The sequence below is a fragment of the Aeromicrobium camelliae genome, from assembly GCF_003850045.1.
Lineage (GTDB): Bacteria > Actinomycetota > Actinomycetes > Propionibacteriales > Nocardioidaceae > Aeromicrobium > Aeromicrobium camelliae.
Window position 1 is genome coordinate 52,535 of sequence record NZ_RQJX01000019.1, and the last position, 16,274, is coordinate 68,808.

The 16,274-nt window shown below is 70.1% G+C and carries 17 protein-coding genes; 4 read left to right on the plus strand and 13 right to left on the minus strand.

The window, feature by feature from the left end; translation table 11 throughout:
• Positions 1 to 39: 39 nt before the first annotated feature.
• The 3 genes from EHW97_RS12875 to EHW97_RS12880 are packed head-to-tail and all read right to left on the minus strand — an operon-like array spanning position 40 to position 1,833.
• Positions 40 to 900: a DNA-formamidopyrimidine glycosylase family protein gene (locus EHW97_RS12875; protein WP_124237582.1), complete on the minus strand. Its 861-nt coding sequence runs from the start codon at positions 898 to 900 to the stop codon at positions 40 to 42.
• Between the two features lie 13 nt (positions 901 to 913).
• On the minus strand, positions 914 to 1,057 hold the full coding sequence (locus EHW97_RS15360; RefSeq protein WP_166367502.1) for a hypothetical protein: 144 nt from the start codon (positions 1,055 to 1,057) through the stop codon (positions 914 to 916).
• The gene (locus tag EHW97_RS12880; RefSeq protein WP_124237583.1) at positions 1,054 to 1,833 is read right to left on the minus strand and encodes a DUF1648 domain-containing protein; all 780 of its coding nucleotides are present in this window, start codon (positions 1,831 to 1,833) and stop codon (positions 1,054 to 1,056) included. Before EHW97_RS12880 ends, EHW97_RS15360 begins: the two co-directional genes overlap by 4 nt.
• Before the next feature lie 71 nt (positions 1,834 to 1,904).
• Between EHW97_RS12880 and EHW97_RS12885 the strand changes: the two genes are divergently transcribed.
• Complete coding sequence (locus tag EHW97_RS12885) at positions 1,905 to 2,516, plus strand: GyrI-like domain-containing protein (protein WP_243696444.1); 612 nt, start codon at positions 1,905 to 1,907, stop codon at positions 2,514 to 2,516.
• Here EHW97_RS12885 and EHW97_RS12890 read toward each other — a convergent pair.
• Both EHW97_RS12890 and EHW97_RS12895 read right to left on the minus strand, forming a co-directional pair.
• On the minus strand, positions 2,506 to 4,983 hold the full coding sequence (locus EHW97_RS12890; RefSeq protein ID WP_166367503.1) for an ABC transporter permease: 2,478 nt from the start codon (positions 4,981 to 4,983) through the stop codon (positions 2,506 to 2,508). The two genes, EHW97_RS12885 and EHW97_RS12890, sit on opposite strands and share 11 nt — an antisense overlap.
• A 26-nt stretch (positions 4,984 to 5,009) precedes the next feature.
• The gene (locus EHW97_RS12895; protein WP_243696445.1) at positions 5,010 to 5,579 is read right to left on the minus strand and encodes an ABC transporter ATP-binding protein; all 570 of its coding nucleotides are present in this window, start codon (positions 5,577 to 5,579) and stop codon (positions 5,010 to 5,012) included.
• 28 nt (positions 5,580 to 5,607) lie between these two features.
• Between EHW97_RS12895 and EHW97_RS15815 the strand changes: the two genes are divergently transcribed.
• Both EHW97_RS15815 and EHW97_RS12900 read left to right on the plus strand, forming a co-directional pair.
• Positions 5,608 to 6,009, plus strand: coding sequence for a sensor histidine kinase (locus tag EHW97_RS15815; RefSeq protein ID WP_243696446.1), 402 nt, complete (start codon positions 5,608 to 5,610; stop codon positions 6,007 to 6,009).
• Positions 5,997 to 6,644 (plus strand): response regulator, encoded by a 648-nt coding sequence (locus tag EHW97_RS12900; protein ID WP_124237587.1) that lies wholly within the window; start codon positions 5,997 to 5,999, stop codon positions 6,642 to 6,644. Before EHW97_RS15815 ends, EHW97_RS12900 begins: the two co-directional genes overlap by 13 nt.
• 61 nt (positions 6,645 to 6,705) lie before the next feature.
• Here EHW97_RS12900 and EHW97_RS12905 read toward each other — a convergent pair whose 3' ends face one another.
• The 8 genes from EHW97_RS12905 to purD form a co-directional block, all read right to left on the minus strand.
• Entirely contained in the window at positions 6,706 to 7,935 is a 1,230-nt protein-coding gene (locus EHW97_RS12905) for a DEAD/DEAH box helicase (RefSeq protein ID WP_166367504.1), read from the minus strand.
• A 342-nt stretch (positions 7,936 to 8,277) separates the two neighbouring features.
• Entirely contained in the window at positions 8,278 to 8,556 is a 279-nt protein-coding gene (locus tag EHW97_RS12910; RefSeq protein WP_208002032.1) for a GNAT family N-acetyltransferase, read from the minus strand.
• A 91-nt stretch (positions 8,557 to 8,647) separates the two neighbouring features.
• Complete coding sequence (gene purQ, locus EHW97_RS12915) at positions 8,648 to 9,316, minus strand: phosphoribosylformylglycinamidine synthase subunit PurQ (RefSeq protein WP_124237589.1); 669 nt, start codon at positions 9,314 to 9,316, stop codon at positions 8,648 to 8,650.
• Positions 9,313 to 9,555 (minus strand): phosphoribosylformylglycinamidine synthase subunit PurS, encoded by a 243-nt coding sequence (purS, locus tag EHW97_RS12920; protein ID WP_124237590.1) that lies wholly within the window; start codon positions 9,553 to 9,555, stop codon positions 9,313 to 9,315. Before purS ends, purQ begins: the two co-directional genes overlap by 4 nt.
• A gap of 73 nt (positions 9,556 to 9,628) precedes the next feature.
• On the minus strand, positions 9,629 to 11,182 hold the full coding sequence (locus EHW97_RS12925) for a long-chain-fatty-acid--CoA ligase (RefSeq protein ID WP_124237591.1): 1,554 nt from the start codon (positions 11,180 to 11,182) through the stop codon (positions 9,629 to 9,631).
• Between the two features lie 66 nt (positions 11,183 to 11,248).
• Positions 11,249 to 12,109: a phosphoribosylaminoimidazolesuccinocarboxamide synthase gene (locus tag EHW97_RS12930; RefSeq protein ID WP_124237592.1), complete on the minus strand. Its 861-nt coding sequence runs from the start codon at positions 12,107 to 12,109 to the stop codon at positions 11,249 to 11,251.
• Between the two features lie 445 nt (positions 12,110 to 12,554).
• Entirely contained in the window at positions 12,555 to 13,976 is a 1,422-nt protein-coding gene (gene purB / locus EHW97_RS12935; RefSeq protein WP_124237593.1) for an adenylosuccinate lyase, read from the minus strand.
• A gap of 133 nt (positions 13,977 to 14,109) precedes the next feature.
• Positions 14,110 to 15,369: a phosphoribosylamine--glycine ligase gene (purD, locus tag EHW97_RS12940; RefSeq protein ID WP_124237594.1), complete on the minus strand. Its 1,260-nt coding sequence runs from the start codon at positions 15,367 to 15,369 to the stop codon at positions 14,110 to 14,112.
• A 95-nt stretch (positions 15,370 to 15,464) separates the two neighbouring features.
• Between purD and EHW97_RS12945 the strand changes: the two genes are divergently transcribed.
• Positions 15,465 to 15,878: a VOC family protein gene (locus EHW97_RS12945; RefSeq protein WP_124237595.1), complete on the plus strand. Its 414-nt coding sequence runs from the start codon at positions 15,465 to 15,467 to the stop codon at positions 15,876 to 15,878.
• Positions 15,879 to 16,274: the final 396 nt, after the last annotated feature.

Below are 16,274 nucleotides of genomic sequence, written 5' to 3' on the forward strand. Positions count from 1 at the left end.
GGAACCGGGCGCGGAGGGGACAGCGCGGGGGTCGGCTTCCTACTTGAGGAACTTGCTGGTGGTGCGGTCCTTGAGGATCTTGCCGCCGGTCTGGCAGGTGGGGCAGTACTGGAGCGAGGTGTCGCTGAAGACGACCTCGCGGATGGTGTCGCCGCAGACGTCGCAGGTCTCCCCCGCGCGGCCGTGCACGCGCATTCGTGCGCGTTTGGCGTCCTTCAGCTCGGCGGCCGGCTTGCCCGCAGCCTCCGCCATCGCCTGCGCCAGCACCTCGTGCACGGCCGTCTCCAGCCGATCGATCTCGTCGTCCTCGAGCTGCTCGGCGATCGCGAACGGTGACAGGCGGGCCGCGTGGAGGATCTCGTCGCTGTAGGCGTTGCCGATGCCGGCGATGATCTTCTGATCGCGCAGCAGCCGCTTGACCTGCATCTTGCGCTTCAGCAGCGGGCGCAGGTCGAAGTCCGGTGCCATCGGATCCGGCCCGAGTGCCGCGATGCCGGGAACCTCCTGCGGGTCGCGCACGGCGTACACCGCCAGCCCTTTGCGGGTGCCTGCCTCGGTGAGGTCGAAACCGACGTGCGGACCGTCGCCTGCATCGAGGCGCAGCCGCATCGCGAGTGGTCCGTTGCCCATCTTCAACCGGCTGTCGGCCAGCTTGTCGGACCAGCGGATCCAGCCGGCCTTCGCCAGGTGGATCACCAGGTGCAATCCGTCGACGTCGAGGTCGATGAACTTCCCGTGCCGGACGACGTCGGTGACGGCCAGACCCGCGAAGGCCTGAAGCGGCGGGTCGTAGGTCTTGAGTACGGCGAACGACACGAGCTCGATCTCGGCGACGACCGCACCCACGCACTTATCGCGCAGGAAGCCGACGAGTGCGTCGACCTCGGGCATCTCGGGCATGCGCTCAGCCTAATCAGGAAGCGCGCACTCGGGAGTTGATCGCAGCGGCAGCGCCCTCGGCGTCGTCGATGACCACGATGAGCGGGCGGGCGTCCCGTCGATGGACGACGATCGCGTCGCCGGCCGACAGCACGATGCCGGTGCCACGTGGACTCATCCGCACACCCCAGCCGCCGAAGTCGCCGAGAGCGCTGATGTGCTCGACTTCAGCGCCCTGAGCTGGTCGGGACGGACACGGATTCTCGGCCAGCCGAGTGCCGAGCGGACCAGAACGCCACGGTCGTCGACGGTGACCTTCCACCACGCGGTGGCGGCGAGCGCTAGTGCCACGGGCAGCAGGATGTAACCGATGATGTGCAGCGGCGTGACGAGCGAGGCGAGTCCGACGAGTGCCACCAGGCCGGTGATCGCGAGCATGACGTCGCTGCGCACGACACCGGCCCACGTACGCGGCGCGTCGGCGCTGGCAACGGGTGACGCGGGCACCGAGCCCTCGAAGCGATCCCGCGGCGTGACGGCCGCTGCGATCAGAGCGGCGAGGAGCGCGATACCGATGCTCGCCGCGATCCACCCGCCCTGGATCGTCACATCTCCCGCATCGTCGAGTCCGCGTTGCGGCGCGAGGGTGCTCAGCATGACCGCCGCCAGGAAGGACGACAGTCCTGCGCCTGTGGCGGCGGTGCTGCGGCTCGGCAGTCCGAGCGCGAGGAACAACCCGCAACAGACGAGCGGGATCACCGCGCTCAGCGCGCCGATCATCCACGGGAGAGCGCTGCGCGACGTGAAGCCGTCGGGTTCGTCCCCGCTCCCCCAGTGGGTGGCGACCTGCGCGGGGAGATCGGGCATCCAGGCCAGCACGACGAGGACACCGACGGCAGCGATCACCACCGGGAGACCCAGCACGATCGGCATGGACCAGCGGTGACGCGTCATGACGTCACGCTATCGATCGCCCCCGCCCCGAAAACGGACGGGATGTCACCGGGCGGTGCCAGACTGACGCCGTGAAGGTCAATGTCGTCAAGGAGCTGGACTCGTATCGGGCGAAGCGGGGCGAGTTTCGCGTCCTCGAGGTGCCCGAACTGCGGTACCTCATGATCGACGGTCACGGCGATCCGAACACGTCATCGGACTACGCCGACGCGCTCGCGGCGCTGTATCCGGTCGCGTACACGCTGAAGTTCGCCAGTAAGCGCGAGCTCGAGCGCGACTATGTGGTCCCGCCGCTGGAGGGCCTGTGGTGGGCCGACGACATGAGCGTCTTCACCTCCGCGCGCGACAAGTCGCGTTGGGACTGGACGATGATGATCCTCGTCCCGGAGTGGATTCCCGCCGAGCTCGTGAACGCGGCGGTCGACCAGGTGGCCGCATCGCGGCGCCCGGCCCGGCTCGACGACGTCCGGCTGGAGTCGCTCAGTGAAGGCCGGTGCGTCCAGACGTTGCACGTCGGGCCGTTCGACGACGAGGCCGGTGTGCTGGCACGGATGCATGACGAGTTCATCCCGGGCCAGGGATTCCGCATGGTCGGCAAGCACCACGAGATCTACCTGAGCGACCCCCGGCGCACCGCGCCTGAGCGCCTACGGACGATCCTCCGCCAGCCGGTCACGGACTGACCGAGCGGCGCAGCAGTCTGCCGGTCGTTCCGCGCATGGATCCGACCGCGATCACGACGAGGATCGTCGCGATCGCGGGCAGGACCCACAGCGGTCCTTGCGGCCAGGGGCGGCCCAGCACGCCCGCACCCAGGATCGACATCGGCAGTACCGCCACGCCGATCCCGGCAGCGACGGCGAGACCGGAGAGGAGCACCGCCTCGCGCGTGACCATCGAGAGCACCTGCCGTGGCGTGGCGCCCAGCATCCGCAAGGTCGCGAACTCCTCACGCCGACGGCGCGTCGTGGTGCGCAGGCTTGCGGCGACCGCGACGAGAACGTACCCGAGCATCGGGATCAGCACGACCACCCCGAGCCAGCGCTCGAGCCACGGACGTTCAGTCGTCAGCGCCGCGTCGGCCGTGAGCGGCGTGACGCGCTGACCAGGACGGTCGTCCGCCCACGCCTCGAGCCCGTCGATCGCCTGAGCGTCACCCTGGACGAGGACGGTGTCATACGAGCGGGCGAGCCCATGCATCGTCAGCAGATCAGTGGAGGCGACGACGGTGCCGAACCCCAGTCCACGCTGATAAGTCGCCACGACGACCGGGTCGACCTGCTCGCCGTTCCCGAGTCGCAGCGCGACCTGCTCGCCGACACCGACCCCCCAACGGCGGGCGGTCGTGGCGTCCAGCGCCACGCTCTCACCCCGCAGCGCGGCCAGATCGCCCGCGACCGCGTCGAGATCGAGGACACGATCGGCGTCGGGACCGACGGCCAGGGCCGAGAAGCGCTCCGTGGTCGTCTCACCCAGCCACCGGTTCGACCGGAGGACGGAGGTCGACACCATCGGCACCGCCGCCTCGACCCCGTCGACCTCGGCGACGTCGGCGAGATCGACCGGTGTCATCGCGCCCACGATCCTCGCCGCCGCAGTGACCCCGTCGGTCTGCTCGTGCGCCGTGGCCCTCTCGAGGGTCGACTGGGCGTAGACCTGGACCGCGGTGACGCTGAACGCCAACGCGAGCACCGTGACCGAGCCGGCTGAACGCAGCGCGTGGGCGCGGGTCTGCCGCACAGCCAGCCACCGGGTGACCGGCGCGCCTTCACCGGTGCCGCGAGCCAGCCGACCGGTGACCGCCCGCACCAGGACCGGCCCGGCCAGCGCAAGCCCGACGATGCCGGCCAGCGTTCCGCTCGCGGCCGAGAGGAAGGCGTCCTCGCCTCGGATCACGAGCGCCGCGAACGCCGGGATCACGCCGAGACCCAACAGGGCGAGCCCGAGGCCGGTGCGCACCCGCGTGGGCGGCCGCGGCTCGACCTGGGCCTCGCCGATCGCCTCGGTCGCGGGCCGTCGGGACGCGCGCAGCGCCACGGCGCGCGCCGACACCCGAACGATGGTCAGCGTCAGCAGGGCGACCACGGCGCCGGCCAGCGGCGATACGACAACGGGAAGCTGGACGGAGACGACGCCGGCGGCGGCCAGCTTCGTGTTGCACCACCCCGCCAGCACGTACCCCAGCAGGAGCGCCGGAGCGAGCCCGACAGCGGCCGCGACCGTGGCCTGACCCGCGACCAGGTCCCGGACCTGACGCGGGGTCGCGCCCACAGCCCGCAGCAGCGCGAGCTCACGTCGCTGGCCCGCAATCGCTGTAGCGAGGGCACTTGCGGTGATGCATCCGACGAGCAACGGCAGCGTCCCTGCGATCGAGGTGGCCAGAGCGAGCAGCTCGAGACGGGCGTTGCCGACGCCGAGCGCCTCCACGGCTCCACGGGCGTCTCCCGTGGTGACCACGAAGCCCGGCCCCACCGCGTCGCGCACCGCCTCGGCGACGGTGTCCGTGTCGGCGCCGTCGTCCAAGCGGACCGCGATGAGGTCGACCCGCTCCCGCGTGATCGACGCGACCGTTGCGGTCGAAAGGTGGACAGCCGCTCCCGGCGCGTCGACGATTCCGGCGACACGAACCTCGCGCCGTGTGTCCCCCAGGCTCAGGTCGACCCGGTCCCCCGTCTCCAGGGCCCCCGTGGACAGGGACTCGCCGAGATCGGTGGCCAGCTCTCTGGTGAGCACGATGGAGTCGGCGGCGGGGGCGGAACCGTGCAGGGGCGGTGAGGCGAGGGCCGCGACGGCCCAGTCGTGGGCGTCGGCGGTCAGTGCCGACCGGACCCTGGAATCCGAGATGGGGCTGACCGAGACCGGCAGGGTCACGTCGGCCGCGGTGGCCTCGACGCCCGGCACCCGCGCGATGCGCTCGGCGAGATCCGCCGGAACGGGCTCGCGGTCCAGCAGGCGAACGTCGAAGTCCTCGTCCACCGGGACGCGCTGGGGCGCTGAGACGAGGAGCTGCGCGTGGGCCAGCCGCTCGGGCGGGACCTGCGCCCGCAGCCCGGTCTCGGTGAGCACGGCACCTGCCGTGACCAGGGTTCCGCCGCCGAAGACGGCGAAGGCAAGGGCCAGGAAGGCGCCGACGTGACCGCGAGAGAACACCCGCGCTCCGAGCCGTGACCGCCGCATCACTGGCTCTCCACCACGTCGCCGGCCGGGACGGCCGCCGGTCGCGCCATCGACGGGGCGGTGCTGAAGCGTCCATCAGCGAGCATGAGGGTGGCGTGCGCCCATTGAGCGGCCCGCGGGTCGTGGGTGACCATCACGATGGTCTGGCCGAGATCATCGACGAGGTCGCGCAGCAGCCCCAGCACGTCGTCGGCCGTCGCGGCGTCGAGTGCGCCGGTGGGCTCGTCGGCGAAGACGATGTCGGGGCGGGCCGCGAGCGCTCGGGCGATCGCGACGCGCTGCTGCTGGCCGCCGGACAGCTCGGCCGGGCGGCGGTCCAGGAGGGGTCGCAGGCCGATGCGGTCGATCACCTCGTCCCTCCATGAGGGGTCGCCCGTGTCACCGGCCAGCCGCAGCGGCAGCGTGATGTTCTCGGCGACGCTCAACGAGGGCAGCAGGTTGTAGGACTGGAAGACGAAGCCGACTGCCTCGCGCCGGACCAGCGTCCGGCGGGTCTCGTTGAGCCGGGAGACCTCCCGGCCACCGATGAACACCTGCCCGGTCGTGGGGGTGTCGAGGCCGGCGGCCACCGAACAGGCCCTGGCCGAGCTGCGCGCGGTGGTTCGCTCGATCCTCCCGCCGGTGTTGGAGAACCGCGGCCTCGCGGGCGCGCTCAGCGCCTTGGTCGCCGACTGCGCCGTCCCGACCACCCTCACCGTCGACGCTCCGGGCCGCAGTCCGGTCAGCGTGGAGGCGACCGCCTACTTCGTGGTGGCCGAGTCGTTGACGAACATCGCCCGGCACAGCGGCGCGAGTCATGCGGAGGTCGAGGTGCGTCGTGAGGCCGGGTCCTTGCGGGTACGGGTCGCCGACGACGGCCGTGGCGGAGCCGATCCGGCGAAGGGGACGGGCCTGGCCGGAATCATGCGCCGGGTCGAAGCGCTCGACGGCGACGCCGTGCTCACCAGCCCGCCCGGCGGACCGACCGAACTGGAGATAGTGCTGCCGTGCGGATCGTAATCGCTGAGGACGACACCCTGCTTCGTGAAGGCTTGAGTCTGTTGCTCGCTGGCGAAGGGTTCGACGTCGTCGCCACGACGGGCGATCCCGACTCGTTCCTCACCGCGGTCACCGAGCACCGCCCCGACCTCGCGGTGGTGGACGTGCGTATGCCGCCGACCCACACCGACGAGGGCATCCGGGCGGCCGTCGAAGCACGCCGCGCACACCCTGAGCTCGCGGTGCTCGTGCTCTCGGCCTACGTCGAACAGAGCTTCGCGACCGATCTGCTCGCTGACGGCGCCGACCGGGTCGGCTACCTGCTGAAGGAGCGAGTCGGCCGCGTGGACGGTTTCGTCGAAGCGCTACGTCGCGTGGCCGCGGGCGGCACCGCGATCGACCCGGAGGTCGTCGCCCAGCTCTTCGCGCAGAAGCGTGCCGGGGATCCGCTCGAGCGGCTGACCGTCCGCGAGCGCGAGGTGCTCTCCTTGATGGCCGAGGGACTCGGCAACCAGGCGATCGGGCAGCGCCTGCACATCACCGACAACGCGGTGCACAAGCACATCCGCAACATCTTCATGAAGCTCGACCTGGCGCCCGACGATCTCAGCGACCGACGGGTGGCTGCCGTCCTGCGTTACCTCGACGGACGCTGACCCCGCACGCAAAGGTGGGCCCGGGCACAGGATGCCCGGGCCCACCTCCGCGTGGAGCGAATCAGTTCGCGGCGGCGACGGCCGGGCGACGCCGGCGGTTGCGATTGCGGTTGCGGTTGTTGCCGCGCTGGCCGTTCGAGCCGGACGGGTTGGAGCCCGACGGTCGGTTCGAGCGGGCCGGACGCTCCGCGGGTGCCTCGACACCGGCGCCGGACAGCGCGTCGGCCGTCATCGGCGACGGCGCGGTGCGCGCGTCATGGTGACGAGCCTCGACACCGGCCTTGCGCTGCAGCGCGACGACCGACTTCACGCCCTCGGGCGTCGTCATCGTGACGACAGTGCCCTTCTGCCCGGCGCGGGCCGTGCGGCCGGAACGGTGCAGGTACGCCTTGTGCTCGGCCGGAGCGTCGTAGTGCACGACGAGCTCGATGCCGTCGACGTGGATGCCGCGGGCGGCGACGTCGGTGGCGACGATGACGTCGGCATCGCCGCGCGTGAACTTGGCGAGGTTGCGCTCACGGCGCCGCTGGTCGAGGTCGCCGTGCAGGTCGACCGACTCGACGCCCTTCGCGGTGAGCTGGCGCGCGATGCGCGACGCTCCGCGACGGGTGCGAGTGAAGACGATGCTGCGCGGGTTGGCCTCCATGAGCGCGACGAGAGCCTCGGCGCGCGTCTCGGGGGTGGCGACCAGCACGTGGTGCTCCATCGTCGGCGGCTTGCCCTGCAGGTCGTCGAGCTCGTGCCGGCGGTGACGGGGCAGGTGACGCTGGACGAGGCGGTCGACGTCGCCGTCGAGGGTCGCCGACAGCAGCAGTCGCTGGCTCTCGCGCGGGGTCTTGCCGAGCAGCGCGTCGACGGGCTTGTAGAAGCCGAGGTCGCACAGGTGGTCGGCCTCGTCGAGCACGGTGAGCTCGATCGCGTCGAGGGTCAGGACCTTCCGGTCGAGGAGGTCACCGAGGCGCCCGGGCGTCGCGATGAGGACGTCGACCGGCCGGGAGAGGTCGCGGATCTGGCGGTTGATCGGCACACCGCCGTAGACGGCGACCGCGCGCAGGCCGAGCGAGGCTGCGAGCGGCTCGAGGACCGTGCGGACCTGCGTGGCGAGCTCGCGGGTGGGCAGGATGATGAGCGCGCGCGGACGGCCACGACGGCTCGTCTCGCCGGCGAGGCGAGCGAGGACCGGGAGGCCGAAGGCCAGGGTCTTGCCCGAGCCGGTGCGGGCGCGGCCGAGGACGTGGCGGCCCTCGAGCGCATCGGGGATGACCGCGGACTGCACCGCGGTGGGGGACACGATCTGCTGCTTTGCCAGCGCCTCGACGAGGGCGGTCGGCAGATTCAGGGTGGAAAAGGACGGCAGCACAGTGCTGCCAGAAGGCTGGTTCACAGAACTCTCAGACGGTTACGGATGCCCGCTACCAAGTCACGCAGGATTGCGAGTGTCGTCGGGCCGAGCGTCGGCTGCGCACATGGGGCAGCGCGCTCGTTCTCCTCCACCCTACCGGTCCGACCCTCACTCCACCCAATCGCGAGGCTGGCGGATTACCAGGTTACGTAGGTTTTCCCTCACTCCTCCGGGCGAATTCACCCGGAGAAGTGCCAAGAAATCTACGTAACCTGGTAATCCGCGCGGCGCTCAGGCGACGAGGTCGGCGTACTCGCTGTGCTGGGTGATGAAGCGCTTGACGTAGGGGCACGTCGGCTTGATCTTCTCGCCCCGCGACCGGATGTCCTCGAGCGCGGCGGTGACGAGTTGACTCGCCAGACCCTGACCCTCGAACTCCTCACGCAGCTCGGTGTGCGGGAGGACGAGGACGCCGTCGCGCGGTTCGGCGACGAGGAAGCCGGCGACCTCGCCGTCGACGTGGATGTCGTAGCGGTTCTCGTCGGCGTTGTGCGTGACCTCCGTGCTCATGCCGTCACCTGCCAAGAAGCTCACGATATGCAGGTGCCGGCATGACACCCCGCTGATGATTCACTCGCTGTCGCTCGCTCATGCCGCCAGGCTACGCGAGGACGCGCTCCAGCACCGAGGTGAAAAGTCCGAGTCCGTCGGTGCCGGGACCGCAGAGGTCCTCGACCGCGTGCTCGGGGTGCGGCATGAGACCGACGACGTTGCCGCGCTCGTTGGTGACGCCCGCGATGTCGTTGAGCGATCCGTTGGGGTTGACGCCCACGTACCGGAACACGACGCGGCCCGACTCCTCCAGCTCGCGGATCGTGTCGGGCGACGCGACGTATCCGCCCTCGCCGTTCTTGAGCGGGATGGTGATCTCCTGGCCGGCCGAGAAGTCGCGGGTCCAGGCGGTGTCGGTGTTCTCGACGCGCAGCACCTGATCGCGGCACACGAACGTGCGGTGATCGTTGCGGATCAGCGCGCCGGGCAGCAGGTGCGACTCGCACAGGATCTGGAAGCCGTTGCAGATGCCGAGCACGGGCATGCCGCCCATGGCGGCGTCGATGACCTGCTCCATGACCGGCGCGAACCGGGCGATGGCACCGGCGCGCAGGTAGTCGCCGTAGGAGAAGCCGCCGGGAAGGATGACTGCGTCGACGCCGGCGAGGTCGTGATCGCCGTGCCACAGCGCGACCGGCTCACCGCCGGCCAGGGTGACGGCGCGACGCGCATCGCCGTCGTCGAGCGAACCCGGGAAGGTGACGACGCCGATTCTCATGCGTCCACCCGCACAGTGAAGTCCTCGATCACGGGGTTGGAGAGGAGGGTCTCGGCGATGCGGTGCACCTCAGCGAGGGACGCGTCATCGACGTTCGGGACCTCCAGCTCGAACCGCTTGCCTTGACGGACGTCGGTGACGGCGGTGAAACCCAGCCGGGGCAGGGCGCCGTGAACAGCCTTGCCTTGGGGGTCGAGGATCTCGGGCTTGGGCATGACATCGACGATGACGCGGGCCACGGGCGCTCCTGGAACGACGGAAGGGGGTGACGGTCCGAGTCTAACGACCGCCACCCCATCCCCTCGCAGCAGATCAGCTCAGCTCGCGCTTGAGGATCTTGCCCGTCGACGTCATCGGCAACTCGTCGCGGAACTCGACGATGCGCGGGTACTTGTACGCCGCGAACTGCTCCTTGCCCCAGGCGACGAGTTCGTCCTCGGTGATCTCGGCTCCCGGCGCCTTGACGACGACGGCCTTGATCTCCTCGCCGTGGGACTCGTGCGGGACGCCGATGACCGCGACCAGCGACACCGCCGGGTGCGTCATGAGGACTTCCTCGAGCTCGCGGGGGTACACGTTGTAGCCGCCGCGGATGATCATGTCCTTGCTGCGGTCGACGATGAAGTAATAGCCGTTCTCGTCCTTGCGGGCGAGGTCGCCGGTGCGGAACCACTCACCGTGGATCGCGTCCTCGGTCGCGGCGGGCCGCTTGTAGTAGCCCTTCATGATGCCGTGGCCCTTGATCGCGATCTCGCCGATGGCCTCGGGATCGTCGGGGATCTCGTTCCAGTCGTTGTCGATGAGCTTCATCTCGACGCCCTTGACCGGCTTGCCGATCGAGCCGACGACCGGCGGCTGACCCCACGGCGAGAACGAGGCGACCGGCGACGTCTCCGACAGACCGTAGCCCTCGAGGATCGTGACGCCGAACTTCTCCTGGAACTGACGGTGGATGTCCGCGGGCAGGGCAGCGCCACCGGCTGCGGCGACGCGCAGGTTGGCGGCGATCTGGGCGACGTCGACAGTCTCGTCGAGCGCGCCGAGCAGACCCCAGTACATCGTCGGGACGCCGGCGAAGAAGGTGACCTTCTCCTTGAGCAGCAGGTCGATGGCCGGCTTGGCCTCGAATCGCGGCAGCATCACCATCGTGCCGCCGTACAGCAGGGAGCCGTTCTGGATGACGGTCTGGCCGAAGATGTGGAACAGCGGCAGCACGGCGAGGTAGGTGTCCGGGTTGGTCTCGTCGGCCTGGAACGTCGACTCGCCCAGCGCCGCGTTGTCGTACATGTTGCGGTGCCGCAGCTCGGCGCCCTTGGGCTGACCCGTGGTGCCGGAGGTGTAGAGGATGACCGCGGTGTCGTCATCGTCGCGCTCGACGGTGTCGAACGTCGGCGGCTGCTCGCTCACCAGCGGGGCGTAGTACTCGGGGCCCTCGAGCGGTGCGGGCGCGGCCGAGTCGAGCTTGATGAGGAAGAAGTCCTTGACACCCTCGACCTCGTTGAAGCCCTCCCAGGCGTTGTCGCCGATCGGCACGCCGGGCGCGCCCTCGAACGCGAAGTAGGCCTTGGCGTCGGAGTCGTCGAGGTGGTAGGCGATCTCGCGCGACGTGAGCAGGATGTTGAGCGGCACGACGGTGGCGCCGGTCTTGAGGATGCCGAAGTAGACGATCGTGAAGTACGGAAGGTTGGGGATCGACATCGCGACCTTGTCGCCCGGCTGGATCCCGCGGGACACCAGCAGGTTGGCGACCTGATTGGCGGCGCCGTTCAGCTGTGCGTAGCTGAGGCGCGTGTCCCCGAAGACGACGGCGGTGCGCTCGGGGTACTTGGCAGTCGAGTCCTCGAGGATGCGGGCAAGGTTGGCCACGGCGGTCTCTCCCTTGTGTGTGATGACGGTGACACTGACGATGTCAGGATCACTGTAACGGGCGTCTCACCAGGAGCGGCCGGTCAGCCTCTCATACGCCTCGAGGTAACGCTCGCGGGTCTTCTCGACGATCGCGTCGGGCAGGCGCGGCGGGGCGCTTTCGATGTCGCGATCCCAGCCGCTCTCGGGCGAGGTCAGCCAGTCGCGGACGAACTGCTTGTCGAAGGATGGCTGGCTGCGGCCCGGTTCCCACGCGTCGGCCGGCCAGAAGCGGGAGGAGTCCGGGGTGAGCACCTCGTCGGCCAGCACGATGGTGCCGTCGGGACGGCGCCCGAACTCGAACTTGGTGTCGGCGAGCAGGATGCCGCGTTCACGGGCGATCTCCTCGGCCCGGCGGTACACCTGGATGCTCAGGTCGCGCAGCGCGGCGGCGTCCTCGGCACCGATCGTGTCGACGACGTGATCGAAGGTGATGTTCTGGTCGTGGTCGCCGATCTCGGCCTTCGTGGCCGGCGTGAAGATCGGTTCGGGCAGGCGCGATCCGTCGACGAGGCCGCGCGGCAGGGGGACACCGCAGACGTGGCCGCTCGCGGCGTAGTCGGCGAGGCCCGAACCGGTGAGGTAGCCGCGCACGACGCACTCGACGGGGAACATGTCCAGGCGTTCGACGATCAGGGCCCGGCCTGCCACCTGCTCGGGGACGTCGGTGCTGATGACATGGTTGGGGACGATGTCGGCGAGCTGCTCGAACCACCACAGCGACATGCGGGTGAGGATCTCGCCCTTGTCGGGGATGCCGGGTTCGAGGCTGAAGTCGTACGCGCTGATGCGGTCCGACGCGACCATGAGGAGGTGGTCGCCGTACTCGTACAGGTCGCGCACCTTGCCCGAGTGGAGATGCGTCGCGCCGGGAATCTCAAGAACCACGCGCTCACCCTACCCAGCGAAGGCGCCGAGCACCGCCGAGCCCGGGTAGGTGGCGAGCCCGCGTAGGTAGTCGAGTAGCGGCGTCTTCTTCCTAGGTGGTCGAGTAGCGACCGAGGAACGAGGGAGCGTATCGAGACCACGTCACCTCACTCGGTCTCGATACGTCGGTCGCTGAGCGACCTCCTACTCGACCACCTCTGGCGCGGTTGATCCAAACGCGGTCTCGCTCCATGGCCTCCGCAGAGCTCCGGCCTACTCGACCACTGATGGCCCGCTAGGTGGTCGAGTAGCGACCGAGGAACGAGGGAGCGTATCGAGACCACGTCACTCAACTCGGTCTCGATACGTCGGTCGCTGAGCGACCTCCTACTCGACCACCTCTGGTGCGGTTGATCCAACGCGGTCTCGCTTCATGACCTCCGCAGAGCTCCGGCCTCTGGCTGGGTCAGAGGATGGCGCCGGGGGTGTAGGTGGCGGCGTCGGGGTGACGGGAGGCCACCTCGTCGACCTTCGCGACCACGGCCTGCACCTGCGAGACCGCGGCGCCCGTGAACTGGATCGGCTCGGCGACGAGCGAGGCGAGGTCGGCCTGGCTGAGGCCCAGCCGGGGGTCGGCGGCGAGGCGATCGAAGAGGTCGTTCTCCGCCGTGCCCTTCTCGCGCATCTCCAGCGCGACGGCGACGGCATGCTCCTTGATCGCTTCGTGCGCCTCCTCGCGGCCGACCCCGTGGCGGACGGCGGCCATGAGCACCTTGGTCGTGGCGAGGAACGGCAGGTACCGGTCGAGTTCACGCTGGACCACGGCCGGGAACGCGCCGAACTCGTCGAGCACGGTCAGGAAGGTCTCGAACAGGCCGTCGGCGGCGTAGAACGCGTCGGGCAGCGCGACCCGGCGCACCACCGAGCACGAGACGTCGCCCTCGTTCCACTGGTCGCCGGCGAGCTCGCCCACCATCGACACGTAGCCGCGGACGATGACGGCGAGGCCGTTGACGCGCTCGCACGAGCGGGTGTTCATCTTGTGCGGCATCGCGCTGGAGCCGACCTGGCCGGGCTTGAACCCCTCGGTGACCAGCTCGTTGCCGGCCATCAGGCGGATCGTCGTGGCGAGGTTGGACGGCGCGGCGACGAGCTGCGCGAGCGACGTGACGACGTCGTAGTCGAGCGAGCGCGGATACACCTGGCCGACGCTGGTGAGGACGCGGTCGAAACCGAGGTGACCGGCGACGCGGCGCTCGAGTTCGGCGAGCTTGCCCTGGTCGCCGCCGAGGAGGTCGAGCTGGTCCTGGGCGGTGCCGACGGGACCCTTGATGCCGCGCAGCGGGTACCGGGCGACGAGTTCCTCGATCCGCTCCACACCGACGAGCAGTTCGTCGGCGACAGTGGCGAACCGCTTGCCGAGGGTCGTGGCCTGCGCGGCGACGTTGTGGCTGCGACCGGCCATGACGAGGGCTTCGTGCTCGGCGGCGAGACGGCCGAGGCGGGCGAGCGCGGCGACGGCCTTGTCGCGGAGGATCTCCAGTGAGGCGCGCACCTGCAGCTGCTCGACGTTCTCGGTGAGATCGCGCGAGGTCATGCCCTTGTGGATGTGCTCGGTGCCGGCGAGGGCCGCGAACTCCTCGATCCGGGCCTTGACGTCGTGGCGGGTGACGCGCTCACGGGCGGCGATGGAGTCGAGGTCGACCTGGTCGACGACCGCCTCGTACGCCTCGATGACGCAGTCCGGGGTCTCGACGCCGAGGTCCTTCTGCGCCTTGAGCACCGCGATCCACAGCCGGCGCTCGAGACGGATCTTGTGCTCGGGCGACCAGATCTGCGCGAGCTGATCGGAGGCGTACCGGGACGCGAGGACGTTGGGAGCGGTCACTCCCCCAGTATCGCAGCCCCGGTCAGCTCGCGGCCCGAGCGGTGAGTCGTCCCGCACGCCGCGGACGGGCGGTGAGCTACCACGCAGGTGAGGGCTGCACGTGCGGGACAGCTCACCGCGCACCCAGCGCCGGTCAGGGGGTGATGCGGCCCTGTTCGGCGGCGAGGGCGATGTCGGTGCGGTGGTGCGCGCCGCGGATCTGGATGCGGTCGACGCCGGCGTACGCGCGCTCGCGGGCCTGCGCGAGCGAATCGCCGACGGCGGTCACTGCGAGCACTCGTCCTCCGGCGGTGACGAGCTCACCGGCGTCGTTGCGCGCCGTGCCCGCGTGGATGACGTCGACGCCCTCGAGCGCGTCGGCCTCCTCGATGCCGGTGATGACGTCGCCCTTGGCCGGCGACGCCGGGTAGTCCTCGGCGGCGACGACCACGGTCACTGCCGCGCCGTCGCGCCACTGCGGCAGCCCGACCTGGCCCAGCGTCCCCTGGGCGGCGCCCATGAGCAGCGTGGACAGCGGCGTCTGCAGCAACGCCAGCAGCGCCTGCGTCTCGGGGTCGCCGAAGCGAGCGTTGAACTCGACGACCCGCACGCCACGGCTGGTCAGCGCGAGCCCGGCGTAGAGCAGGCCGGAGAACGGAGTGCCGCGCGCGGCCATCTCCTTGACCGTCGGCACGAGGACGCGGCGGCACACCTCCTGCACGAGGTCGTCGGGCGCCCAGTCCAGGGGCGTGTACGCGCCCATGCCGCCGGTGTTCGGGCCCTCGTCGCCGTCGTAGGCGCGCTTGAAGTCCTGCGCGGGCTGCAGCGGCAGCACGGTCTCGCCGTCGGTGATGGCGAACAGCGACACCTCGGGTCCGTCGAGGAACTCCTCGATGACGACGCGGTCGCAGGAGGCCGCGTGCTCCTCGGCGGCGACGCGGTCGTCGGTGACGACGACGCCCTTGCCCGCGGCCAGCGCATCGTCCTTGACGACGTACGGCGGGCCGAAGGCGGCGAGCGCCTCGGCGACCTGCTCGGGCGTCTCGCACACCCGCGCCATCGCGGTGGGCACCTCGGCGGCGGCCATGATCTGCTTGGCGAACGCCTTCGAGCCTTCGAGCTGCGCGGCCTCGCGGCTGGGGCCGAAGCAGGCGATCCCGGCGTCCCGGACGGCGTCGGCGACGCCCGCGACGAGCGGCGCCTCCGGACCGACGACGACCAGGTCCGCGCCGACTTCCCGCGCGAGCGCAGCGACGGCGTCACCGTCGAGCGGGTCGACGCTGTGGAGGGTGGCGAAGCCGGCGATGCCGGGGTTGCCGGGTGCTGCGTGCACCTCGGTGACGTGCGGGTCGCGGGAGAGCGCGAGGGCGAGCGCGTGTTCGCGGCCGCCGGTGCCGATGACGAGCGTCTTCACGGGGCACCACCCTAGGGCGTTCGCCTCGCGTTCGACGAACCGTCTTCCCTTTGTCGGTGGGCAGGAGTTCACTGACCTCAAGGAAAGGAGTCACCATGGCCACCGCACTCAACCCCTACCTGCACTTCGACGGCACGGCGCGCGACGCGATGGAGTTCTACCAGTCGGTCTTCGGCGGACAGCTCGACACGTCCCGTTACGGCGATTTCGGTCAAGGCAGTCCCGACGAGGCAGATCGCATCATGCACAGTCATCTCGCGACCGACGGCGGCTTCAGCTTCATGGCTGCCGACGTCCCCAGCGGCCAGGACGCGCCGAGCGGCAGCCAGCACTCGATGTCGTTGAGCGGCGACGACGACGAGGCGCTGCGCGGCTACTTCGAGAAGCTGTCGGACGGCGGCACCGTCATCGAACCTCTCGCTCAGGCGCCCTGGGGCGACTGGTTCGGCATGCTCGTCGACAAGTTCGGCATCCCCTGGATGGTCAACATCGCCGGCAACGCCGCCTGACCTTCATCGGTGATCGAGTAGCGGCGAGGAACGAGCCGCGTATCGAGATCACGCCGCGCAACCGGGCCTCGCTCCATCGCGGCTACGCCCCTCCTGCGATGGCTCCATGGCCGGTCGCCGAGCGACCTCCTACTCGACCACGAACACCTTACTTAGGTGATCGAGTAGCGACCGAGGAACGAGGGAGCGTATCGAGATCACGCCACGTCCCCGTGGCCTCGCTCCATCGCGGCTACGCCCCTCCTGCGATGGCTCCATGGCCGGTCGCTGAACGACCTCCCTACTCGACCACCGACGGCCGCGTCAGCCTCATCGGTGGTCGAGTAGCGACCGAGGAACGAGGGAGCGTATCGAGACCACGCCCCCGTGGCCTCGCTCCATCGCGGCTACACCCCT

What these genes read in the sequence shown, in the direction of transcription:
- EHW97_RS12875 (WP_124237582.1), bottom strand. Translation starts at nt 900, where the DNA reads ATGCCCGAGATGCCCGAGGTCGACGCACTCGTCGGCTTCCTGCGCGAT.
- EHW97_RS15360 (WP_166367502.1), bottom strand. Translation starts at nt 1,057, where the DNA reads ATGAGTCCACGTGGCACCGGCATCGTGCTGTCGGCCGGCGACGCGATC.
- EHW97_RS12880 (WP_124237583.1), bottom strand. Translation starts at nt 1,833, where the DNA reads ATGACGCGTCACCGCTGGTCCATGCCGATCGTGCTGGGTCTCCCGGTG.
- EHW97_RS12910 (WP_208002032.1), bottom strand. Translation starts at nt 8,556, where the DNA reads ATGAGCACGGAGGTCACGCACAACGCCGACGAGAACCGCTACGACATC.
- purQ (WP_124237589.1), bottom strand. Translation starts at nt 9,316, where the DNA reads ATGAGAATCGGCGTCGTCACCTTCCCGGGTTCGCTCGACGACGGCGAT.
- EHW97_RS12945 (WP_124237595.1), top strand. Translation starts at nt 15,465, where the DNA reads ATGGCCACCGCACTCAACCCCTACCTGCACTTCGACGGCACGGCGCGC.